Raw genomic sequence first — 21397 nt, 5'->3', positions numbered from 1 at the left:
GTTACTCTCCTTCAACCCGCATGGTGCTGGCGACACCCCGCACGGTGTCGAGCTTGCGCAGCGCCTCGACGGTCCCGCGCAGCGCGGCGTCGGACGCACGATGGGTGACGACGACGAGGGAGGCCTCTCCCTCCCGTCGCCCGCCACCACCCTGATCGACGGCGACTTCGTCGCCGCTGCCCTGATTCCTGCCCTTCTGCCGCACCGTGTCGATCGAGACGTCGTGCTCGGCGAAGACGGTGGCGACCTGGGCGAGGACACCCGGCTTGTCGGCGACGTCGAGGCTGATGTGGTAGCGCGTGACGACGTCGCCCATGGGCGAGACGGGCAGGGCCGCGTACGCGGACTCGCCGGGTCCGGTGGTGTTGCCGAGCCGGTTGCGGCAGACGGCCACGAGATCGCCGAGGACGGCGGACGCGGTCGGCGAACCGCCCGCGCCGGGCCCGTAGAACATGAGCTGGCCCGCGGCGTCCGACTCCACGAAGACCGCGTTGTACGCGCCCCGTACGGAGGCGAGCGGGTGGGTCAGCGGAATCATGGCGGGGTGCACGCGGGCGGTGACCGAGCCCCCGTCGGCGGCGCGCTCGCAGATGGCGAGCAGCTTGATCGTGCAGCCCATCTGTTTGGCGGAGGCGAAGTCGGCGGCGGTGACCTCGGTCATCCCCTCGCGGTAGACGTCGTCGAGACGTACGCGCGTGTGGAAGGCGATACCGGCGAGGATGGCGGCCTTGGCTGCGGCGTCGAACCCCTCGACGTCGGCGGTGGGGTCGGCCTCCGCGTACCCGAGAGCGGTGGCCTCGTCCAGGGCCTCCTGGTAGCCGGCGCCCGTGGTGTCCATCTTGTCGAGGATGAAGTTGGTCGTGCCGTTGACGATCCCGAGGACGCGGTTGACCTTGTCCCCGGCGAGGGACTCGCGCAGCGGCCGGATCAGCGGGATGGCACCGGCGACGGCGGCCTCGTAGTACAGGTCCTTGCCGTGCTCCTCGGCGGCGGCATGGAGGGCGGCGCCGTCCTGGGCCAGGAGGGCCTTGTTGGCAGAGACCACCGACGCGCCGTGTTCGAAGGCGGTGGTGATGAGGGTCCGCGCGGGCTCGATACCGCCGATGACCTCGACCACCACGTCGATGTCGCCGCGTTTGACGAGGGCGGTGGCGTCGGTGGTGACGAGGGCGGGGTCGATGCCCTCACGCACCTTGGAGGGCCGCCGGACCGCGACACCCGCGAGCTCGACGGGGGCGCCGATGCGGGCCGTGAGGTCGTCGGCGTGCGTCGTCATGATGCGCGCCACCTCTGAGCCGACAACCCCACAGCCCAGCAGCGCCACCTTCAGCGGACGCGTACGCATCATCCGACCTCGTTTCCTCATGCGGTCCGGTTCCTTGACCAGTGTTTTGACCAGTCTCACTCACCGGACGACACTTTCCGCCCCTGGTCCGGATCGTGAGACATTTCTTTCGTTTTCCGACACCCGCCGAGCGGAGATCTTCCGGAGCCGGGGGGCGGGGGGCGCTCCGACAGCTTCCGGATGCCTGGAGCATCGGAGCCCGTGGCGCGGGGAGCCTGGAGGCCTCCGGAGGCCGGGGGCCCAGAGCCCGTGCGCGGGGCTCCGCAGCCGCCGGACGCCTGGAGACCCGGATCCCGTGTCGCGAGGGCTTCCGACAGCCACCGGACGCCAGAAGGCCCGGAGCCCACTGTGCGGGGGCTCCGGTTGTCGCCGCGGCGCCACGCCGCTCACCCGGACGTCCGGGACACCCGGGGTGGGGACGGACGCGCGGAGGCGTGAGGGCTCCGCGCGTCACCCGACGTCGAGACGCAGCAGGTCCTCCTCGGTCTCGCGGCGGACGATCACCCGGGCCTCGCCCTCGCTCACGGCGACGACGGGCGGGCGGAGCGCGTGGTTGTAGTTGCTGGCCATGGAGCGGCAGTACGCACCCGTGGCGGGCACGGCGAGCAGGTCGCCGGGGGCCAGGTCGGCGGGCAGGAAGGCGTCCCGCACCACGATGTCCCCGCTCTCGCAGTGCTTGCCGACGACCCGGACCAGCATGGGCTCGGCGTCGGAGGCGCGGGAGGCGAGCGCGACGCTGTACTCGGCGTCGTACAGCGCGGTGCGGATGTTGTCGGACATGCCGCCGTCGACGGAGACGTACGTACGCAGCCGCTCCAGCGGCTTGATGGTGCCGACCTCGTACAGCGTGAACGCGGTGGGGCCGACGATGGCGCGCCCGGGTTCGACGGAGATGCGGGGGGTGCTCAGGCGGGCGGCCTCGCACTCGCGGGTGACGATCTCGGTCAGCGCCTTGGCGATCTCGTGGGGTTCGCGCGGGTCGTCGTCGCTGGTGTAGGCGATGCCGAGGCCACCGCCGAGGTCGATCTCGGGAAGCTCGACGCCGTGCTCGTCGCGCAGGTCCCTGAGCAGCCCCACGACGCGGTGGGCGGCCACCTCGAAGCCCGACATGTCGAAGATCTGCGAGCCGATGTGGCTGTGGATACCGATGAGTTCGAGCCCGTCGAGCCGCAGGGTGCGGCGTACGGCCTCGGCGGCCTGTCCGTCGGCGAGCGGGATCCCGAACTTCTGGTCCTCGTGCGCGGTGGCGATGAACTCGTGGGTGTGGGCCTCGACGCCGACGGTGATACGGATCAGCACGCGCTGCCGCTTGCCGAGCGAGGAGGCGATGTGTGCGACCCGCGCGATCTCCTGGAAGGAGTCGAGGACGATCCGCCCGACGCCGCTCTCGACGGCCTTGGTGATCTCCTCGGTGGACTTGTTGTTGCCGTGGAAGGCGATGCGGTCGGCGGGCATGCCCGCGAGGAGGGCGGTGGTGAGTTCGCCGCCGGAGCAGACGTCGAGGTTGAGCCCCTCCTCGTACAGCCAGCGCACGACGGCGCGGGAGAGGAACGCCTTGCCCGCGTAGAACACGTCGGCGGCGGGCCCGAAGGCGGTGCGCCAGGCCCGCGCCCGCGCCCGGAAGTCGGCCTCGTCGATGAAGTAGGCGGGGGTGCCGAACCGCTCGGCGAGCGTCTTGACGTCGACACCGCCGACGGTCATGACGCCGTCGGCGTCACGGCGTACGGTCCGGGCCCACACCTTGGGGTCGAGGGCGTTGAGGTCGGCGGGCGGGGCGGAGTAGTGGCCCTCGGGGAGGACGTCGGCGTGGCGGGGCCCGGCGGGATGTGCGGAACGGCTCATGTCGATCTGGGGCTTTCTCGCAGGTCAGAGGTAGTCAGGGGCGCTGATGCCGAGCAGGGACAGGCCGCCGGCGAGCACCGTCCCGGCGGCTTCGGCGAGCGCGAGCCGGGCCCGGTGGGCGGCCGAGGGTTTCTCGTCGCCGAGCGGAAGCACGGTGTGCTGGAAGGCGAGCAGGGCATCGGCGACGGCGACCAGATGCCGGGCGAGCCGATCGGGCGCGCGGTGGGCTGCCGCCTGGGTCAGGGCGTTGGGGTACTCGGCGAGGGTGCGGACGAGCGGCCCGGCCTCGGGTACATCACCCACCTCACCGGGAACGCTGTCGAATCCCAGCCGCTCGGCGTTGCGGACGAGCGCACGGGCGCGGGAGTGGGCGTAGCGCACACGGAAGAGAGGGTTGCTCTCGCGCTGCACCAGATGCTCACCGCCGATCCGGGGCCGGTCGTGCGCGGCGGGATACAGCAGCGCCCAGCGAGCGGCGTCGGGACCGAGAGGGGTGGGGTCCCCGGCGGCGGGAACGGGCCGCACCTCGCACGGCTCACCGGGACGCGCGTACCGGACATCGGCGCGGCTGCCCTGCGTGGCGAGGATACGGACGAGGGCGTCGGCGACGGCGAGGGCGCGGGGGTCGTGGGGGATGCGGAGGGTGAGGGAGTCGTCGCCGCTGGTCGGTGTGGCCGGTGAGCGGCGGTGGAGAATCTCGCGGACGAGGGCGGCGGTCGCGGTGGCGGGTTCCAGATGGATGTTGAGGAACCCGGGCCCGGTGATCTCGACGTCGGCGATACCGGGGGCACTGCTGATACGGGACCGCAGGATCTCGGCGACCCGAAGCGGCGGCTGCCCGGCGGGCCGGGCGAGCTGGAGGGCGATGTTGGTGGCGTAGTCACCACGCCCACCGGGCCGGGGCGGAGCGACAACGACCCGCGGGGGCACGGCCACCCGCAGCTCCCCCGCGTCCACAGCACAACGCACCGCGCACAGCACGGTACGGGAGAGCTCGACGGGGGTCACGGGACAAGGGTAGGGGAGGAGAGGGGTGGGTTTGCGAGTCGGTTCGGGCGGGGCAGAGGGGGAGGCCTGCAGTCGACCGAGGCTGGGCAGGGGACGCAGACCAGCAGGCGGCCAAGGCGACCAAGGCGACCAAGGCACCCACCCACTCAACCGCTCACATGCCCCGTATGCCCGGCACCACCAGGGAGCCCGGGACGCTTGACGTGCTTGACGTACTCAGAGCGTTCGGCATGTTGGGCGGACTCGAAACGCGGCTGGTCCCATTGAACATCCCGACGACGATGACGCCCCATCAACTCCCGTACGACTTGAACAAGTTCGGCCGGATCGAAGGGCTTGGCGAGGAAGGCGTCCACGCCGACACCGAGACCGCCGGCGACTTCGTGCTGCGTACAGGCGCTGACGATGACGAGGGGCAGCTCGCGCGTACGGGGATCGGAACGGAGCCGCGCGGCGGCCCGCAGCCCGTCCAGCCGGGGCATGACCACGTCGAGGGTGACGACATCGGGCCGCACCTGATGGACGACGTCCAGACACTCGGCGCCGTCAGCCGCGGTCACGACCTCAAGCCCCTCCAGCTCGAGGTTGACCCTGATCAGTTGCCGGATGACCTTGTTGTCGTCCACAACAAGAACCCGGCCGGACGCGCCTGACACAACTCGAGAGTAGGTCGACCGACGGCACCGCGTCCGGGTTTTCCCCACTTCCACCCCGTCCGGGGCCCTCCCCACGCAACCGCCCGACAACCCGTTCCTGACGACCCGGAAAGAGCTGGTAGGGTTCTACCCGTCGCCGCAGAAAGCAGCAGACACGCCCCCGTAGCTCAGGGGATAGAGCAACGGCCTCCGGAGCCGTGTGCGCAGGTTCGAATCCTGCCGGGGGCACCCTTCATGAGGTGCCCAAAGACCCCGTCACCAGCGGAAACGCTGAGGCCGGGGTCTTCGCGTATGTGCAGACGTGCTCTGACCAGGCGAATGCCGGGGTCCGTGGGCCATTCATGAACAGGCATGCGCCGCGCTCTGCGCGTCCACGAGGCATCGTTGCACCTCAGACACCAAGATCCGAAGTCACCCGCCTGCACGCCCTCGCACTACATCCACTCATCGAAGCGAGGACGCAGACACCGCACCATGCCCGACCCGTGGCGACCCAGCCCTGAGCGGCTGATCGAGATCTCCTCTTGGGCTTCCTGACGAAGATCACGTTCCAGCTCTGTTCCTCCCAGAGGAGCTTTGCGGGCGGTCCCGGCTCCATCGAGGGACAAACAGCAAGCCCATAAGGCCTCCGAAGATCACAGGGCGCTGCCGAACTGGTACGCGCTCGATCGGAGACAGGCGCCCAAGCAGAAGCGACCCTCCCTCAGGACGGCCAGGCCTCAGCCACGACGAACGAGACCACCGTTCCACCAAAGCGACTGGGCCCGGAGTGCCAGGAGTCGGCGATGGAGCCGACCAGGAGCAGTCCTCGCCCGTGAGCGTCGTTCGCCTCCGGGTGCCGCATACGTACGCTCGCGGGGAACCCGGGATTGTGCACCTCGACCCGCAACGAGGTTCCGTCTCGGTACCATTCCACGCGCACCAGCCAAGCTTCGTCCGACCGCCCGTACAGGATGGCGTTCGTCACCAGCTCCGAGATCATCAACGCGCAATCATCCACCGAGCAGGACGGGTTGTGGGGAGCGATGAACCTCCGGAACCAGCGCCGAGCCCGGGGTACGGACTCTGGCGCCGGTTGCAAGGTCATCGCTCCGAGCCGTGCTGAACTTTGGCCGTTGTAGTGGTCGATGGTGTAGGTCATCCGCGCTCACTCCTTGCCGCTGCCGCCGCCGTCGAGGCGGCGTCGCTTCGACGGGGCACGGCGTCGCCGTCGGCCGCGAAGAGCGCCAGCACCGTGCAGGAACCGAAGCACTCTTCCAATCGCGCCTCGACACTTCCCGGCATAAGCGAGCCCCCGATCCGACCACCGATTCGTTGCGACGTGCCCGTTCCGCTCAAGTGGCATTAGCCACTTGCTGGATAGTGGCATTAGCCACTCGGCCTTCGCAAGCGCTTCAACGGAACTGTCGCCCTGTCAGGTGAGGGGATAGCCCTGCTCGAAGGCCCAGCGATGCGGGGGATAGGTCGCTTCGGCGAACTCGAGCGGCCGGTCCTGAAGGTCGAAAACGACGTGATGAACGATCAGGACTGCAGAACCAGGTTCCAGGCAGAGATCGGCCACTTCTTCATCTGTGGCGACCCGAGCGCACATGCGGTCCTCCGCATAGCCCCCTTGACGCCCAGTCATCGTCTCGACGTACATCAGAGTCCCCTCCTGAATCCGCTCAGGGTCCATCAGCCGCGGAGCACGCTGACCGACGTCCGGAGCAAACCATGAGATGGACAGGGCGATCGGGCCGTTCTGGTTGTTCGTCACGCGCCGGCGGTGCACAGCTCGACGGTCCTTGGCCAGCCCCAGCGCCTCAGCCACATGATCCGGCGCTTCCAGCCAACCGGCGGAAGTGATCACCGCATACTCGCCGGGCGCGTAGATCTTCCCGGTCTGCCGTGCCCGTCCGTACAGCTCACGTGCACGCCGGTTTACCTCCAGACTCCGCACATACGTGCCCGAACCCTGCCGCTTCTCGACCAGGCCCTGATGACTCAACGCCTCGAGCGACCGCGCGGCCGTGGGCCGGGAGACCTTCCAGTCTGCGGCGAGTTGCCGTTCCGAGGGGACTTCGTCTCCCGGTCGCAGGTCGCCTCGAAGGATCTGATCACGGATGTAGTGCGCGATCTGGAGGTACTTCGGCTGAGTCTCCGCAATCTGAGGCATCCGCCCTCCCAGTCCAAGTGGCTATGGCCTCTGGCCACTATAGAGTGAACGACCAATCCGCAAACCCCTACCCTGAGCGCATGAAGCGGTTGATCGTCGCAGCGGGCGGAGGGGGCGACGCGGTCGCTTGCGCGATGCTCCACGCCGCCCTGTACGGCAACGAGGGCCAGGCGGTGATCCTCACGTACGCGTGGGAGCGTCTTGTCGTGGACCCGGTACCGGGCCCACGGGGAGCAGCCGACTTCACCGGCCTTGAACAGATCACCCCGGCGGTACGAGCAGTACCACCGGGTGCCAGCCCCCTCGCTCCCGCAGGCTCCACCCTTCCCCGACTGGCCGCGGAACTCCCGCACTCCTTTGCGTTGATCGACCCCTACCAGGGTGCCAGGGGCATCACGCGTCAACTTGAGGAACTGGTCGACCACTTGGCGCCCGAGTCGATCGATCTCCTCGATGTGGGCGGGGACATCCTCGCTCGCGGCGATGAGCCGACTCTCAAGAGTCCTCTCGCCGACGCCCTCACGCTCGCCGCGTGCTGCCAGGTGGGCTCCCCCATCCGGCTCCTGGTGGCGGGCCCGGGTTTGGACGGCGAGCTGCCCTTCGACGACTTGCGTGGCATGCTCGGCCCCATCGTCCACACCTTCACCCCGACCGACGTGCAGCCGATCAGCTCTGTCCTCGAGTGGCACCCGTCAGAGGCGACCGGGATGCTCGCGGCCACGGCACGGGGCGTACGCGGCACCTGCGAGATCCGTGACTCGGGACTTCTCGTGCCGCTCACGGATGAGAGCCCGAGGGTCCATGAAGTCGACCTGGACGACGCCGTCAGCCGCAACCAGCTCGCCCGCGCCGTCATGGCGAGCGAAAGCCTCGACCAGGTCGAGCAGCACAGCCGCGAAGTCTGTGGCTACTCGGAGATCGACTACGAGCGCAACAAGGCGGCCTGGCTGAAGGAACAGCCTCACGCGGTGCCGAACCGGGCAACAATCCTGGCCAAGCTCGACCAGTTCCAGGCCGAAGCACGCAAGCGAGGAGTCAGCCACACGACATTCCGCCGCATCGCGGAGGCCCTGAACCTCAACAACTCACAACTCGACGCGCTTCGCCAACTACTCCTCGACAGCCGCCCGAAGCAATGCGCCGCACCCTTATGGCACATCCCTGCGGAAGCCTGAGCAACAACTATCTCTGCTGCTTCAAGGCAGCTCGTCACGCCCCCCGCACGCCCCAGGCAGGCCTAATCTCCCGGCTTTGACAGCCACTCTCGAAGCGCCTACTCGGGCTCGACCAGTAGGCCCGTCTTCTGATCGATACTCCAGCCGTCACCCAGCAACGTTGCCGTCGCCGTCTGCAAGTTGAGGTCCGCAACGCTCCACCCCTCCCGAAGCGCGCGGCGGAGAAGCTCGAGATACAGGTGGCTCGGAGAGGCAGGGCCGGCAGCACCAGCCAGCTCGCGCGTCGCCGCAGCAACCGCCTCAGCCGTCGGCTGCTTGAACGAAGCCTCGGCATTGGCCTGCGGAACCATCGTCAGGACAAGGTCGAGCGTGGCCACGTGCTCGAAGCCCGAGGCCAGCCCCTTCACGGAGCGCTGCCCCTTGTTCAGGATGGTGATCTTCTCCGGCTCGATGCGCAGACCGGCCGCTGCAACTGCTCGCTGAACTACTGCCCAGATCTTGCCTGAGGAGTTGCCGAAGACCATCGAGATGCGCCCGCCAGGCTTCAGGATGCGACGGCACTGCTTGAGCGACTCCGTCAGCAGCGTCTCGTAGCGGTCCGCCGTGCGCTTCGTGCCAGTGGAGCGATCGATCACCGCCTCCTTGCCGACGTCTGTGAAACCATCCAGCCAACCCTCCTGGAACAGGGCCATATCCGCATAGAAGAGGTTCGAACCGAACGGCGGGTCCGTGAACACGTAGTCCACGCTCGCGTCCGGCAGAGACAGCTCCGCAGCGCTCTCCGTGACGTACTCTGCGGGCACCGTGTCCGCGTCCACGTTGTGCGCGAACGCCTGCGTCCGGATCCAGTCATCGGCCTTTAGCACGGCGGTCGTCTTGCGCTCAAAGAGCTCGAAGACGTTCCACTCATAGAAGACCGGCGCGATGTAGTAGTTCTGGTTCGCGGCGTTCAGCGGGCGTTTGTGCGACCACTGGTACCGCTTGCTCGCCCGAGTCAACGTCGCAGTGAACGCAAACAGTAGCTTTTGACTCAGGGCGCGGTCCTCAAGCCCGCGGATCTCATCGCGCAGGGCCACCAGAGTTCGCAGGTTACGCGGCGAATAGAACGAGGCCACGGTCGTGTAGCCGCTCTTGCCCAGCGCAGACGCCCGGTACATCTCCCGGTCAGGCGTAATCTCAACGTGGGGGAAGCCCAAGCCGTCGACATCGATGCTCGGCGTGACGGCCGCTGGCTGCTCACGCTGCCTCGGCGAGCAAGCGCAGTTGACGTAGTCGACCACGGGCTGCTCACCCACCCGCTCGAGCTTGCTCGAAATGTGAGCCGAACAATCGGGACAGACCATCTCCGGCTTCGACCACTCCGCGGCCTCGAGCGAGTGGTAGTAGTTCACGGGCTTCTCACAGCCCGCGCACCTCACCAGTACACTCCAGACGGTCTTCGCAAGCTGGCCGGTTCCACCACACCCACTGCAGGGGACCTCGTAGATCTTGCCGACAGCATCCTTGGCCCGCTTGATGACCGCCTGCGTGACCCGACTGAACTCGTCCCCGTCGACCATATTCAGGTAGTTGGATCCGATGTGACGCCCCAGAACCGAGATGTCCGACAGACGCGCCTGACGCCCGGTGATCCGCGCCGCGACCCCCGTCATGCCAGACCCGGCGAACGGGTCGACCACGGAGCCGTCGGGCGGACAGTAAGCCTCAATGAACGGCGTGATCGCGGGCACGGGGACCTTCGTCAGGTAGGCATGCGCGAGATAGACAGGGTCACCACGACCCACCACGATCTCCTCAGCCATGCCGCCAATGTTACTCATAGTCTGTAGACCCATCGTCTGCACCGTCCTAGCGTCCTTAGGCATCATGACGCAAGCCTCCGACAAGCTCCGCATCCAGCGGCAACGTGAGGCGTTCGGCCACCGTGTGCGGGAACACCGTCTCTCAGCAGGCCTCTCGCAAGAAGAGCTCGCGGAAGCTGCGGGGATCCACCGCACCTACGTCTCTTCGTTGGAACGAGGTCAGCGCAACGTAAGCCTTGACAACATCATTGCCCTCGCGCGTGCGCTCAAGGTCGATGCTGCACAACTATTCGAAGGTATTTGATGGGTTTCAAAGAAGACGCTGATTTTGCTCGGTTCCTGAGCATGGGAGTCTACGCCGCCGACGCGATTACCCAAGACCTCGAGCACAATCATGGGCACCGCATTATCGAGCTCGAGCGGTACGCCAAGGCCAACAAGGTGTGGCAGACGAAGGTCAAGCGTATGCGCTTACCCGACCTCATGTGTGTTAGCTGTGGGCGCCGCTTCGAGTCCAAGGGCAAAACGAAGCTTGAGATCAAGCTGTCCGACTCCACGTTGCCCGGCCGCGCCTGGCGCGACGGAGGCATGCGCCTGAACGACGTCTTCGCCTTCGCGCGTGTCGACATGAAGACGAGCCCCGTGAGCGTGTCCAATCTTGTCTACGTCACTCGGCAGAGCTTGGAGGATGCTCTGGAGTCCTCCAAGGAGGGCAATCGAAAGTCCGTGTCCGAAGGATCGGAAATGGACCGTCGATGGCCGATGTGGGCCCCGAGCTATGCCGGTGAGGTCGTCACCGTCGACGATGACCTCAAAAAGGTTCGCGTCACGAAGGGCGCCAGCACGTATCTCTACGGGAGCGGTAACCGTTGGGGTACGTTCCACACGCTGGCAGCAGGAACGGCATTCCAGGCCGGCCAGCCGGTCGCGTTCTGCTTCCGCATGGCTGACTCGGTCGCCTGCGCTGGCGAGGGGTCCTGGAGCTGGCAGGAGGACCTCCTGTCGACCGACGAAGACATTCAATTCCCGGCAGTCAAGGCGGCCCGGTTCCTCGACGCTAAGCAAGTCGAGGACGTCCTCATCGGCATAGCGGACAGCGAGGCCAATGACTGGCGCCTACGCCTCGAAGCACACGCTAGCCTCGCCCCCACGCGCCCAGCGTCCGTCGCTGCGCTACTCGTTCTCGCTGAAGGCGCTGACTCGACCAGCGAGGTGCGCATGGAGGCGGTGTTCTCCTTGTCGGAGATAGACACCCAGGAAGCCATGGAGGCGCTGTACTCGGTCGCCAGCAGCACCGAGCCAGCGATTCCGGAAGAAGTGCGTGCATCTGCCGCCTGGGGGCTCGGGACTGGGGCTCGCAAGGCACCCGCCAAGCTGATGCACCTCGTCAACGATCCCAGCACGCTTGTCGCGACGCACGCAGCCGCGGTCATGCCATCGGACCTGCCCCACGAGTGTCTGGAGGAGCTCCTCGACTGGCTTCGTACTGATGACCTGCGCCGGGCCGCTACGGCTGCGCACCTGCTGGCTAAGCGCGGTCTCGTCGTCGAGCTCATAAATGCCCTCCAGACAGCGCCGGAGGCCATTCGTAAGCTGATCGTCCTGGCGCTCGGCGATACCTCACGTAAGGCTGTTTCTGACCTACTGGGCGGGCTCGATGAGCAGAGCCGTGCCAGCATCGCCACCCTGTGGGCGAAGGATGACGACTGGCTCCGTCAGCCGGACACGGACGGCATTCTCGACGCCCTAAAGCTGCAGACGCTTCGCCGGTAGCATCGCTCGAACACTCCTCTTCCCAGCATCCGCTGCGGCTGACGGCGTTCTGGTGCGAGGTGTTGGGCTTCGTCGAACTCAGTGCCGACGACAGCGCGGTGGAGATCGGACCGCAGGAAGGTTCGGGCGGCTGCAACGGACCCTGGCCTCCCACGGCTGAACTGAACACCGGCCCGCGTCGGCGGACACTGATTGTGCATCAGACCAACGCCCGCCCCCGCACCAGAAGCAGAGACACCGCCGTCACCGCCAGCGCGAGGGTGGTGAGGAACGGGATGCGGCCTCGGGGGCCCTTGTCGGGGAGCAGGGCCGTGGTGACGGCCAGGGCGCCGGTTACCGTCAGTGTCGCCGTGTTGGAGATGGCCGATCGTTCCGGGGGGCCGAACACCAGTACCGTCGAGGCGGCGAACAGGGGTACGGGGGCGAGGTAGCGCGTTCTGCAGCGGCCCAGGCGTTGCGGCAGGCCGCGGACGCCCGCCGCCAAGTCCGCGTCGATGTCCGGCAGTACGTTGGTGAGGTGGGCGCCCACTCCGAGCAGGGCGCCCGCGGTGACGGCCCAGACCGGTGGCCACGGTCGGCCGGGCAGCCCCAGCGTGACGAACGCGGGCAGCAGTCCGAAGGCCACGGCGTACGGCAGCCAGGACAGTACGGTCCGTTTGACGCCGAGGTTGTAGGCCCAGGCGGCGGCCACACAGGTCAGATGCGCGGCTCCGGCCGCCGGTCCGCTCGCCAGCGAGAGGGGGACACAGAGGCCGAGCGCCCAGCCCGCCGCCACCGCCACCGCCCTCGGCCGCGACGCACCCGCCACCAGGGGCTTGTCCCGGCGGTCCGCTGCGGCGTCCCGTGCGCGGTCGATCCAGTCGTTGCTCCAGCCCACCGACAACTGACCGGTCAGCACCGCGGCGGCCACCAGCGCACAGCCCGTCGGGCCGCGCCCCGACGTCGCCGCCAGCGCGGTCGCCAGTGCCGTGACCGTCACGGCGGGTTCGGGGTGGCTCGCCCGTGCCAGACCGGCCGTCGAGGAGGCGGACCGGCGCGGCTCCGCTTCCTCGGGAGGGGGGACGGGGACGTCATGGCGTCCGGCCGCGGGGGCTCCGGTACCAGGCACGCGCCGATGCTAGTGCCCCGGCATGCGACGTTCGCCTCGTCGCGCCGCCCGACACGCCCGTATAGACACTTTCGTCCCGGTGTGAACCTATGCTGCGGCGATGACGCGAATCGCTGCCGTGCGCGCGGTGCTGCCTCCGTACCGCTACGAGCAGGACGAGATCCGGGACGCGCTCGTGGCCATGGGGGTCGCGGGAGAGAGGGAGGTCGCGGTGCACGAGCGGCTGCATGCCGCGTCGACGGTGCGTACGCGTTCCCTTGTCCTGCCGCTGGACCGCTACGCCGCCCTGAACGGCCTCGGTGCGGCCAACGACGCGTTCATCGAGGGGGCCATGGAGCTGGGCGAGCGGGCGATCACGTCGGCGCTGGACGAGGCGGGGCTCGGCCCGCAGGACGTGGACCTGATCGTCTCCACCTCGGTGACCGGTCTCGCGGTGCCCTCGATCGAGGCCCGGCTGGCATGGCGGCTCGGTATGCGCCGCGACGTCAAGCGGGTGCCGATGTTCGGTCTGGGCTGTGCGGCGGGGGCCGCGGGGCTGTCCCGGCTGCATGACTATCTGGAGGGCCGACCCGAGGGCGTGGCCGTTCTGCTGTCGGTCGAGCTGTGCTCGCTGACCCTGCAGCGGACGGACGGCTCCGCCGCGAACCTGGTCGCCGGGTCGCTGTTCGGCGACGGGGCCGCCGCGGTCGTCGCCGTCGGCCGCGACCACCCGGCGGGGTCGGACGAGGCGCCCACCGTCGAGGCGGGCCGCAGCCATCTCTACCCGGACACCGAGGAACTCCTCGGCTGGCACATCAGGGACCAGGGGTTCCGGATCGTACTGAGCGGTGACCTGCCCGACCTGGTACGCAGCCAACTGGGCCGCCAGGTACGGGAGTTCCTTGACGAACATGGTGTGAAGCCGCAGGAGGTGGCGGCCTGGGTCTGCCATCCCGGCGGGCCCCGGGTGATCGAGGCCGTACAGGAGTCCCTCGAACTTCCCGCGCGCGCCCTGGAATCGACGTGGCGCTCGCTCGCCGCCGTGGGCAACCTCTCCTCCGCCTCGGTCCTGCACATCCTGAGCGACACCCTGCGCTCGCGGCGCCCGCTGGCCGGGACACCGGGAGTGGTGCTCGCGATGGGGCCGGGCTTCAGCTCCGAACTCGTCCTGCTGCGCTGGTAGGCCGCCCATGTCCCAGCGCATGATCGACCTCCTGGTCGCGGGCGGCGGCCCGGCGGGGCTGGCCACCGCCGTCAACGCCGCGCTGGCCGGTCTGGACGTGGTGATCGTCGAACCGCGGCCGGGGCCGGTCGACAAGGCCTGCGGTGAGGGGCTCATGCCCACGGCCGCGCGGGCGCTCGCCGAACTCGGCGTCACCGCGGACGGCCGTCCCCTGCGTGGCATTCGCTATCTCGACGCCGGTCACAGTGTCGAGGCGCCCTTCCCCACTGCCCCCGGCCAGGGGGTACGGCGCACCGAACTCCACCGCGCGCTGTCCCGTCGCGCCGCCGACCTCGGCATCCCGGTGGTCACCGCCCGGGTCGACGGGCTGCGTCAGGACGGCCGGAGCGTCACCGCGGCCGGGATCACCGCGCGTTACCTCGCCGCGGCGGACGGCCTGCACTCGCGGATCCGGCGCGAACTCGGCCTCGGGCTGCACCCCGGCGGCCGGGCGGCACGGTACGGGCAGCGCCGTCACTTCGCCGTGGCGCCCTGGACGGACTACGTCGAGGTGCACTGGACGGCGCGGGCGGAGGCGTACGTCACCCCGGTCGGCGCGAACCTCGTCGGCATCTCCGTCCTCACCGAGGACCGCGCCCCCTTCGAGACGCTGCTGGCCCCGTTCCGGGAACTGGCCGCCCGCCTTCCCGTGGCCGCGGCGACCGGCGCTCGTGGGGCGGGGCCCCTGCGTCAGCGGGTCCGTACCCCGGTCGCGGGCCGTGTTCTGCTGGTCGGTGACGCCGCCGGGTACACCGACGCCCTGACCGGCGAGGGCCTGGCGATCGCGTTCCACGCCGCGGCCGAACTCGTACGGTGTCTACGCCAGGACCGGCCGCAGGACTACGACCTGGCCTGGCGCAGGGTCTCCCGGCGCTACCGTCTGCTGACGGCGTCGCTGCTGTGGCTGCGTACGCACCGGCCGCTCGGGCAGCACATCGTTCCCGTCGCCGCCCGCTTCCCGGCGCTCTTCACCGCCGCCGTCCACCGCCTCGCGTGAATCAGGTGCGCGCGGGCCGCGCCACCGGGGGCTGGTCCGGCATCGGGAACGCATAGCGGGGGTCGCCGCCGCGGCTCAGACGTACGAAGCGCAGGAGTTCGCGGACGATGCCCGCGTTGCCCATGCCCCAGCCGACGCACGGTTCGAGGTCGGTCGGGTCGGCCCGGTACTCGACGTTGGACCAGCGCGCGCCGTCGGTGTCCCGGATCGCGCGGGCGACGAGGTCCGCTACGAGGACGTGGGCGAAGTCGTACGGGTCCTGCTGCTCGGCGATGCGGTCGCAGGCCAGGGCGAGGACGCCCGCGGTGCCGCAGCAGCGGCCGTTGTTGTCCCAGAAGCCGGGGCGCAGCCGCTGGGGCAGGCCGGAGTGGGTGACCGTGTGCCAGCAGCGGTCGGCGAGGGCGGACCAGGCGGGGTCGCCCGTGACGTCCCGCAGCGTCCGGAAGACCTGGGCGTCGCCGGTCGGCCCGTGGCACCAGCCGTAGTTGACGGGCTCGATCAGATCCGGGAAGTACTGCGGGGTGGAGTGGCGCACCAGGAAGCCTTCCGGCCCCCCTTCGTCCCGCGCCAGGACGTCCGCGGCACCGGCCAGTCCCAGCTCGACCAGGTCCGTACGGCCGGTGGCGCGGCCGACCCGCGCGAGCGCCAGGACGATGCCGAGCGTGCCGTGCGAGATGTGGTGCATACGGGCCTCGCCGACGTCCGTGCGATGGGGCCAGTGGACACCCGCCGGGGTCCGCTCCGCCGTGCGCAGATACGGCTCCATGGCGAGGACGGCCAGACCCGGGTCGCCGATCAGGAGTGCCCCGAGGCCGATCCCCGCGTTGCCGCCCAGCAGTTCGAACAGTTCGCCCCAGCGGGTGCCGTCGAAGTGTGACCGTACGAGGTCCAGCGCGCGGTCGGCGGCGGCGCCCGCGGCCTCGTCGCCGAGTTCTTCGCGCAGGGTCCGCAGGACGAGCGCCATGCCGGTGCGGCCGAAGTAGAGGGAGTCGTCCTCGGTGCTGTCGACGGCGTCCACGAGGCTGCGGCCCGCGCGCAGGGCCGCGTCGGCGTACGTGTCGTCGCCGAAGTGACGCCAGGCCTCCAGGAGTACGGGAACGACTCCGGCCGTGCCGCTGTAGAGCATGGGCTCCGACTCGTCGTCCGAGAGTCTGGCCGGCCAGGCGAGCCCTCCGCCCGGAGTGTCCCGCGCCGCCGCGGTCAGCCACCGCAGTCCGTCCAGCGCGAGTTGCTCGACCTCCTCAAGGGCCACGACCGTGGCTTCTGGCACCGTCATGGGCCCACTCTCGCATGCCGTCGCAGGTCGCGGAGTCCGGGATGTCGGAGCCGTGGCGTTCCAAGTCGCCTTGGACAGACAGGAGTTCGAGCCTCATCGGCCGTCATGGATGTTCGGCGAAGGGCCGCTCACGCCACCGCGCGCATGAAGCCGCCGTGCGCGACGCCCGACGTCAACAGGGCAGACCAGTCGAGGGACTTGGGCAGTCGGTCGACGGACAGGACCACGGCTCCACCGGCCTGCTCGGCCGCCGTGCACCAGTCGGCCATGTCGGCCGATGTCGTACCGCCGTCGTCCGATGCCGCGGCGCCGAGCACGGGCGCGGCCAACGCCGGTACCACGACGCCCTGTTCGCCCGGCCCGTCCACGACGCACAGGGTGAGCCGGGGCACGACGCTCCACCCCTCGCACAACGGCACCGCACCGTCGGGCGCGATCAGGGGCGGCAGGACGGCATGGACGGGCGCGTCGGCCAGCAGGAGTACGGGCGTGGCACCGCAGACGAACAGAGTGTTCTCGGGAGCTAGCAGCATGGGGCCATGCTTGCAGGCCAGGGGCTTCAATCCGTTGGCAGGGAAGGGAGGTTGGACGACAGCCCGCCGCTCACGCCGTGCGCTTGCGTGCCGCTGTCTTCTTCCCGTTCGACGACGCCGTCTTCTTGGTCCCCGACTTCCCCGCCGTGGACCCCGACTTCGCTGCCGTCTTCTTCGACGCGGTCTTCTTGGCCGTGGACTTCCGCCCGGCCGGCGCCGTCTTCCGGCCCTCGCCCTCCTTCGGCGCCCGCCGGGTGCTCTTCTTACGGGTCGGCAGCCGTCTGACCTCGGCCTCCGCACCCTTCTCCCCTTCCTCGGCGGCTTCCTCGCCCCTCGACTCCTTCGCCGCGCGCACGCTGTTCTCCAGGGCGGCCATCAGGTCGAGGACCCTGCCGCCCTTGGCCGGTTCGGGAGCCTCGGGGGGTGCCTCGCCTGCGGCCTTCGCGGCGATCAACTCCTCGACGGCCGCGCGGTATTCGTCGTGCAGGTCGTCGAGGTCGACCTCGCCGAGCGTGTCCATGAGGGTGTGCGCCAGGTCGAGTTCCTTGTCGTTCACCGTGACCTTGGTGTCCGGGGCGACGCCCTCGGGGGCGCGGACCTCGTCGGGCCACAGCAGCCCGTGCAGGACGATGGCGTCCTCCATCACCCGCAGCATGCCCAGCCGTTCACGGCCGCGCAGCGCGAACTTCGCGATGGCGACCTTGTTGCTGCGCTTGAGGGCCTCGCGCAGCAGGGTGTACGGCTTGGCGGCCGGGGCGCCGCTCGCCGCCAGGTAGTAGGCGCTCTCCATATGGAGCGGGTCGATCCGGTCGGCCGGTACGAAGGCCACGATCTCGATCGTGCGGGCCGTCGGGATCGGCAGATGGGACAGCTCCTCGTCGGTGATCGGGATGATCGAGCCGTCCGCGTCCTCGTACCCCTTGCCGATCTCCTCGTACGCGACCTCGCGGTCCTCCAGCTCGCAGTACTTGTGGTAGCGGATCCGGCCGCCGTCCTCCAGATGGATCTGCCGGAAGGAGATCGAGTGGCTCTCGGTCGCGTTCACCAACTTGATCGGGATGCTGACCAGGCCGAACGAGATGGTGCCGTTCCAGATGGATCGCACGTGCCGCCCCTTTCAGACCGGTTTCGACCAGTACCCACTGATACCTACGCGTTTCGTGGGATTCTCATCGTATGACGCCGATCACAGAGGTGGAGGGGCGACGGCTCGCGCTCAGCAACCTGGAGAAGGTCGTCCATCCCGCGACCGGCTTCACCAAGGGCGAGCTGCTGCACTACTACGCGACCACCGCGGACGCCCTGCTGCCCCACCTCCACGACCGCCCGCTGTCCTTCCTGCGGTATCCGGACGGCCCGGACCGCCAGGTCTTCTTCGCCAAGAACGTGCCGCCGGGTACGCCCACCTGGGTCACCACGGCGCATGTGCCGCGCTCGGAGGGCACCGCGCGCATGGTGGTGATCCAGGATCTGGCGAGCCTGATGTGGGCGGCCAACCTCGTCACCGAGTTCCACACCCCGCAGTGGCGCGTCGACGCGCCCGACGAGGCCGACCGGCTGGTCTTCGATCTCGACCCTGGCCCGCCCGCCACGGTCGTCGAGTGCTGCAAGGTCGCGGTGTGGCTGCGCGAGCGGCTGGCCGCCGACGGCATCGAGGCGTACACGAAGACGTCCGGCTCGAAGGGGCTGCATCTGCTGGCCGCGGTGGAGCGGACGCCCGCGCGGCGGACCACGGAGTACGCCAAGCTCCTGGCCGTGGAGGCGGAGAAGGCGCTGCCCCGGCTCGTCGTCCATCGCATGACCCGCAGCCTGCGCCCCGGGAAGGTCTTCGTGGACTGGAGCCAGAACGCCGCCCGCAAGACGACCGCGGCGCCCTACACGCTGCGGGCCCGCACCGAACCCACCGTGTCGACACCGGTGACCTGGGAGGAGGTCGCCGACTGCGCCTCACCCGACGCGCTCGTCTTCCGCGCCCCGGACCTCGCGCCCCGCCTGGAGGCGTACGGCGATCTCCTGGCCCCGCTCCTCGACCCCGCCCACGCCGGGTCGCTGCCCTGACCACCGAGGCCGTCGTCCGGCATCCGTAGGGCGGGGTCCGGGGTCACATAGGGCGGGTCCGGGATCACATAGGCGGGGGCGGGGTCACATAGGGCGGGGGCGGACGTCACGTAGTGCGAGGCCCGGAGTCACACCCTCGCCCACGTATGCCGATCCCGTGCCATCGCGTGCAGCGCCTCCACGTCCGCCGGTTTGAGCACGCCACCCAGGCGGGCGAGGTCCGCGAGGTCCGTGACGGTGTGGACGCGGACCTCGCGGGGCGCGGTCGTGGTCTCCACGCGGGCGGGGTCCACCAGGACCAGCACCGGGTGGATCTCGGCCGTCAGCGCGTACGAGGCCCGGCCCGCGTCGGCCCGTACCCGGCGCAGCAGCGGTTGCGGCTCCTGGCGGCCCACCCGCACCATCGGGTCGGCGAGCACGACCCGCTGTCCGCGCGCGGGCAGCGAGCGCACCGCGAACAGGCCGCCGGGGCCGATCACCAGGTGGTGGACGCGGTCCCCGCCGGGCAGCGGCACCGAGTGCAGGGTGTGCCAGCCCGCGCCCTCCAGCCGGTCCAGCGCCTCGCCGACCGCCTGCTCGGCGGCGAGCGCGCGGCGGCGCGGGTCGGGGCGCAGCCGGTGGGCGGGCGCCGGGGCGCGGTCCAGGGCGATCAGCAGGGCCTCGCCGGGCCGGTTCGGCGCCAGGTCGTCGTCCGGGTGCAGGGAGAGCCGCGCCAGCTCGGCCGGGGTGGGGACGGGCGGCGGGCCCACCGCCACCGGGCCGGTCAGGAACGGCTGGAGCGCGTCGAGCACCTCCTGCCGCCGGTCCTCGCGGATCAGGTTGACCCGGCCCGCCTCGCGGTCGTACCAGGCGACGGTGGATCCGTCGGTGCCGCACACGTACAGGTGTTCCTGTCCCTGCCGCCGGGTCGGTACGACGCGCAGTGCGCTCATTCCGCTCATATGGCAATACCCCCTCGACCATGGGAACAGGGAGGGTGCTGTACGGGCAAGAACCCGGTTACCTTGGTGAGCGCCTGGGACGTCAGTGGGAGGCCTCGTTGCGAACCCGCGGAACACCACCCGATGTGCCCGCTCCGGACAGTCCGTGGAGCGAGATCGTGCCCGGCCTGTGGATGGGCGGCCATGAGTTCGTGCGGCATGCCGGAGAGCCGGAATTCGCCGTCGTACGACGTGAGTTCGACCTGGTGCTGACACTGTTGCGGCTGCCGGGGCACGGGCCGGACGACGGCGTCGAGCACCATGTGTGGCCGATACCCGACGGGCCGCTCGACGGCACGCAGCTCGCCGGGGTGATGCGGCTCGCGCAGGCCGCCGACGACGCTCTGGAGGAGGGTCGCCGGGTCCTCGTGCGCTGCTTCCACGGCTACAACCGCTCGGGCCTGGTCGTCGCCCACGCGCTGATCCGGGCCGGTCACACCGCCGACGAGGCGATCGGGATGATCCGCTCCCGGCGCGGGCCCTGGGCGCTGCACAACGAGTTGTTCGTGGAGTATCTGCGGGCCGGTCTGGACACGGCCCGGCTGCTGGAGGAACTCGCGGAGTGACCGTCCGCCGCCCGGCCCCGCCTCGTCACCTGGCCTCGTGTCGCCACCCACCTCGCGTCGCCGCCCGGCCCCGCGTCACCGTCCGTGTGCCTCATCTGCCCGGAAGCGAACAACAGCGAACAACTCGGTCACCTCGGTCATAGAGTGAGCAACCTGCCCTCAGGTGACCCCAAGGACGTGGCCGTGTTCCCCAGCCGCCGTGCGCGCGCAACCCTCGCCCTCGCCGCCACCGCCTTGCTGCTGACGGGCTGCGGTGACTCCGGTGCCCTGCGCAGCGCGGGTCCGACCGCCACCGCCGTCGGCCCGGTGAAGCTGTGGCCCCAACTGCCGCCCGCCGCCACCCCCGCACTCGACTTCGGCATGGCGGCCCACGAGACCGTCAAGGGCATCACCGCCGAGGACGACGACATCCACCGCGTGGACCCGCTGGATGTCGTACGGGCCGAGGTCGCCGCTCACCCGGACGTGTACTCGGACCCGCACGCGGTGTACGGGCAGACGCACGATCAGCTCGCGGACTGCGGCAGGCGGGGGGCGCGCGGCGCGAAGTGCCCGCTGCTGCGGGCGTACTACCGGGACCTCACCGGCGACGGCAAGGACGACATGGTGCTCGGCATGCGCTTCCCCGGCAACCAACTCGCGGTCCGCGTCTACACGTTCGAGGCTCATCGGCTGGTGCAGGTCATGGGCACCGCGGACAGTGTGATCAGTGTGGAGCTGGCGGGCCGGGACGTGATCATCCGCTCGCCGTCGACGCTTCCCGGCTACGAGTTCCGCACGGTGTGGACCTGGGACGCGCACCAGCACGCGATACTGGCCGGCCGGGAGGAGATCCTGCGGGTGCGCACCGCGCTCCGCGGGCGCCCGGACTCGCCCGCGCCCGCCCCCGAGGAGCGTCCTCGGTGACCCCGCCGTGGCAGAC

General features: G+C 69.7%; 20 protein-coding genes and 1 tRNA gene. 9 read left to right on the top strand and 12 right to left on the bottom strand.

Annotated features, from left to right (window positions below; translation table 11 throughout):
• Position 1: 1 nt before the first annotated feature.
• From NGF19_RS04790 to NGF19_RS04775, 4 genes are all read right to left on the bottom strand, one after another.
• Positions 2 to 1348, bottom strand: a complete 1347-nt coding sequence (locus tag NGF19_RS04790) for a homoserine dehydrogenase (RefSeq protein ID WP_252422641.1) — start codon at positions 1346 to 1348, stop codon at positions 2 to 4.
• A gap of 447 nt (positions 1349 to 1795) precedes the next feature.
• Positions 1796 to 3187, bottom strand: coding sequence for a diaminopimelate decarboxylase (gene lysA, locus NGF19_RS04785; RefSeq protein WP_252422382.1), 1392 nt, complete (start codon positions 3185 to 3187; stop codon positions 1796 to 1798).
• 24 nt (positions 3188 to 3211) lie between these two features.
• Entirely contained in the window at positions 3212 to 4195 is a 984-nt protein-coding gene (gene nrtL / locus NGF19_RS04780; RefSeq protein WP_252422380.1) for an ArgS-related anticodon-binding protein NrtL, read from the bottom strand.
• Between the two features lie 146 nt (positions 4196 to 4341).
• Positions 4342 to 4899 carry a response regulator gene (locus NGF19_RS04775; protein WP_252422378.1) on the bottom strand — a complete coding sequence of 186 codons (558 nt, stop codon included), beginning with the start codon at positions 4897 to 4899 and terminating at the stop codon, positions 4342 to 4344.
• Positions 4900 to 5007: 108 nt separating this feature from the next.
• Between NGF19_RS04775 and NGF19_RS04770 the strand changes: the two genes are divergently transcribed.
• Positions 5008 to 5079 (top strand) — tRNA-Arg (locus tag NGF19_RS04770).
• A 475-nt stretch (positions 5080 to 5554) separates the two neighbouring features.
• Here the strand turns inward: NGF19_RS04770 and NGF19_RS04765 are convergent.
• Positions 5555 to 5992, bottom strand: a complete 438-nt coding sequence (locus NGF19_RS04765) for an ATP-binding protein (RefSeq protein WP_252422376.1) — start codon at positions 5990 to 5992, stop codon at positions 5555 to 5557.
• Between the two features lie 273 nt (positions 5993 to 6265).
• Entirely contained in the window at positions 6266 to 7006 is a 741-nt protein-coding gene (locus NGF19_RS04760) for a GntR family transcriptional regulator (RefSeq protein WP_252422374.1), read from the bottom strand.
• 80 nt (positions 7007 to 7086) lie between these two features.
• Here NGF19_RS04760 and NGF19_RS04755 point away from each other — a divergent pair, with 80 nt between their 5' ends.
• Positions 7087 to 8181: a DUF1152 domain-containing protein gene (locus NGF19_RS04755; protein WP_252422372.1), complete on the top strand. Its 1095-nt coding sequence runs from the start codon at positions 7087 to 7089 to the stop codon at positions 8179 to 8181.
• A gap of 98 nt (positions 8182 to 8279) precedes the next feature.
• Here NGF19_RS04755 and NGF19_RS04750 read toward each other — a convergent pair whose 3' ends face one another.
• Entirely contained in the window at positions 8280 to 9983 is a 1704-nt protein-coding gene (locus NGF19_RS04750) for a DNA methyltransferase (protein WP_252422370.1), read from the bottom strand.
• Between the two features lie 64 nt (positions 9984 to 10047).
• On the opposite strand from NGF19_RS04750, the gene NGF19_RS04745 reads away from it, so the two are divergent.
• Positions 10048 to 10287, top strand: a complete 240-nt coding sequence (locus NGF19_RS04745) for a helix-turn-helix domain-containing protein (RefSeq protein ID WP_252422369.1) — start codon at positions 10048 to 10050, stop codon at positions 10285 to 10287.
• Positions 10287 to 11756, top strand: coding sequence for a HEAT repeat domain-containing protein (locus tag NGF19_RS04740; protein ID WP_252422368.1), 1470 nt, complete (start codon positions 10287 to 10289; stop codon positions 11754 to 11756). Before NGF19_RS04745 ends, NGF19_RS04740 begins: the two co-directional genes overlap by 1 nt.
• Positions 11757 to 11955: 199 nt before the next feature.
• Here NGF19_RS04740 and NGF19_RS04735 read toward each other — a convergent pair whose 3' ends face one another.
• Complete coding sequence (locus NGF19_RS04735) at positions 11956 to 12864, bottom strand: UbiA family prenyltransferase (RefSeq protein WP_308288447.1); 909 nt, start codon at positions 12862 to 12864, stop codon at positions 11956 to 11958.
• A 100-nt stretch (positions 12865 to 12964) separates the two neighbouring features.
• Between NGF19_RS04735 and NGF19_RS04730 the strand changes: the two genes are divergently transcribed.
• Positions 12965 to 14026, top strand: a complete 1062-nt coding sequence (locus NGF19_RS04730) for a type III polyketide synthase (protein WP_252422367.1) — start codon at positions 12965 to 12967, stop codon at positions 14024 to 14026.
• 19 nt (positions 14027 to 14045) lie between these two features.
• Entirely contained in the window at positions 14046 to 15062 is a 1017-nt protein-coding gene (locus NGF19_RS04725) for an NAD(P)/FAD-dependent oxidoreductase (protein WP_252422639.1), read from the top strand.
• A 1-nt stretch (position 15063) separates the two neighbouring features.
• On the opposite strand, the gene NGF19_RS04720 is transcribed toward NGF19_RS04725, so the two are convergent.
• The 3 genes from NGF19_RS04720 to ku all read right to left on the bottom strand — a co-directional run bounded on the left by NGF19_RS04720 (position 15064) and on the right by ku (position 17976).
• Complete coding sequence (locus NGF19_RS04720) at positions 15064 to 16338, bottom strand: lanthionine synthetase LanC family protein (protein WP_252422366.1); 1275 nt, start codon at positions 16336 to 16338, stop codon at positions 15064 to 15066.
• 128 nt (positions 16339 to 16466) lie between these two features.
• Positions 16467 to 16871: a hypothetical protein gene (locus NGF19_RS04715; protein WP_252422365.1), complete on the bottom strand. Its 405-nt coding sequence runs from the start codon at positions 16869 to 16871 to the stop codon at positions 16467 to 16469.
• 70 nt (positions 16872 to 16941) lie between these two features.
• Positions 16942 to 17976 carry a non-homologous end joining protein Ku gene (gene ku, locus NGF19_RS04710; protein ID WP_252422364.1) on the bottom strand — a complete coding sequence of 345 codons (1035 nt, stop codon included), beginning with the start codon at positions 17974 to 17976 and terminating at the stop codon, positions 16942 to 16944.
• A 71-nt stretch (positions 17977 to 18047) separates the two neighbouring features.
• On the opposite strand from ku, the gene ligD reads away from it, so the two are divergent.
• The gene (gene ligD / locus NGF19_RS04705; protein ID WP_252422363.1) at positions 18048 to 18929 is read left to right on the top strand and encodes a non-homologous end-joining DNA ligase; all 882 of its coding nucleotides are present in this window, start codon (positions 18048 to 18050) and stop codon (positions 18927 to 18929) included.
• Positions 18930 to 19057: 128 nt separating this feature from the next.
• On the opposite strand, the gene NGF19_RS04700 is transcribed toward ligD, so the two are convergent.
• The gene (locus tag NGF19_RS04700) at positions 19058 to 19861 is read right to left on the bottom strand and encodes a nuclease-related domain-containing protein (RefSeq protein WP_252422638.1); all 804 of its coding nucleotides are present in this window, start codon (positions 19859 to 19861) and stop codon (positions 19058 to 19060) included.
• Between the two features lie 107 nt (positions 19862 to 19968).
• Here NGF19_RS04700 and NGF19_RS04695 point away from each other — a divergent pair, with 107 nt between their 5' ends.
• Positions 19969 to 20475 carry a protein-tyrosine phosphatase family protein gene (locus NGF19_RS04695; RefSeq protein ID WP_252422362.1) on the top strand — a complete coding sequence of 169 codons (507 nt, stop codon included), beginning with the start codon at positions 19969 to 19971 and terminating at the stop codon, positions 20473 to 20475.
• 144 nt (positions 20476 to 20619) lie between these two features.
• Entirely contained in the window at positions 20620 to 21381 is a 762-nt protein-coding gene (locus tag NGF19_RS04690; RefSeq protein WP_308288446.1) for a hypothetical protein, read from the top strand.
• The last annotated feature ends 16 nt before the right edge of the window (positions 21382 to 21397 follow it).

The organism is Streptomyces macrolidinus, from assembly GCF_023887685.1.
Taxonomy (GTDB): Bacteria; Actinomycetota; Actinomycetes; order Streptomycetales; family Streptomycetaceae; genus Streptomyces; species Streptomyces macrolidinus.
Note: the sequence above shows the minus strand (reverse complement) of the source record. Positions and strands in the feature narration are given on the sequence as shown.

Coding starts and splice junctions, on each gene's coding strand:
- NGF19_RS04755 (WP_252422372.1), top strand. CDS start 7,087: ATGAAGCGGTTGATCGTCGCAGCGGGCGGAGGGGGCGACGCGGTCGCT.
- NGF19_RS04750 (WP_252422370.1), bottom strand. CDS start 9,983: ATGGCTGAGGAGATCGTGGTGGGTCGTGGTGACCCTGTCTATCTCGCG.
- NGF19_RS04715 (WP_252422365.1), bottom strand. CDS start 16,871: ATGCTGCTAGCTCCCGAGAACACTCTGTTCGTCTGCGGTGCCACGCCC.
- NGF19_RS04790 (WP_252422641.1), bottom strand. CDS start 1,348: ATGATGCGTACGCGTCCGCTGAAGGTGGCGCTGCTGGGCTGTGGGGTT.
- NGF19_RS04725 (WP_252422639.1), top strand. CDS start 14,046: ATGATCGACCTCCTGGTCGCGGGCGGCGGCCCGGCGGGGCTGGCCACC.
- NGF19_RS04720 (WP_252422366.1), bottom strand. CDS start 16,338: ATGACGGTGCCAGAAGCCACGGTCGTGGCCCTTGAGGAGGTCGAGCAA.
- lysA (WP_252422382.1), bottom strand. CDS start 3,187: ATGAGCCGTTCCGCACATCCCGCCGGGCCCCGCCACGCCGACGTCCTC.
- NGF19_RS04700 (WP_252422638.1), bottom strand. CDS start 19,861: ATGAGCGCACTGCGCGTCGTACCGACCCGGCGGCAGGGACAGGAACAC.
- ligD (WP_252422363.1), top strand. CDS start 18,048: ATGACGCCGATCACAGAGGTGGAGGGGCGACGGCTCGCGCTCAGCAAC.
- NGF19_RS04730 (WP_252422367.1), top strand. CDS start 12,965: ATGACGCGAATCGCTGCCGTGCGCGCGGTGCTGCCTCCGTACCGCTAC.
- NGF19_RS04765 (WP_252422376.1), bottom strand. CDS start 5,992: ATGACCTACACCATCGACCACTACAACGGCCAAAGTTCAGCACGGCTC.
- NGF19_RS04745 (WP_252422369.1), top strand. CDS start 10,048: ATGACGCAAGCCTCCGACAAGCTCCGCATCCAGCGGCAACGTGAGGCG.
- NGF19_RS04760 (WP_252422374.1), bottom strand. CDS start 7,006: ATGCCTCAGATTGCGGAGACTCAGCCGAAGTACCTCCAGATCGCGCAC.
- NGF19_RS04740 (WP_252422368.1), top strand. CDS start 10,287: ATGGGTTTCAAAGAAGACGCTGATTTTGCTCGGTTCCTGAGCATGGGA.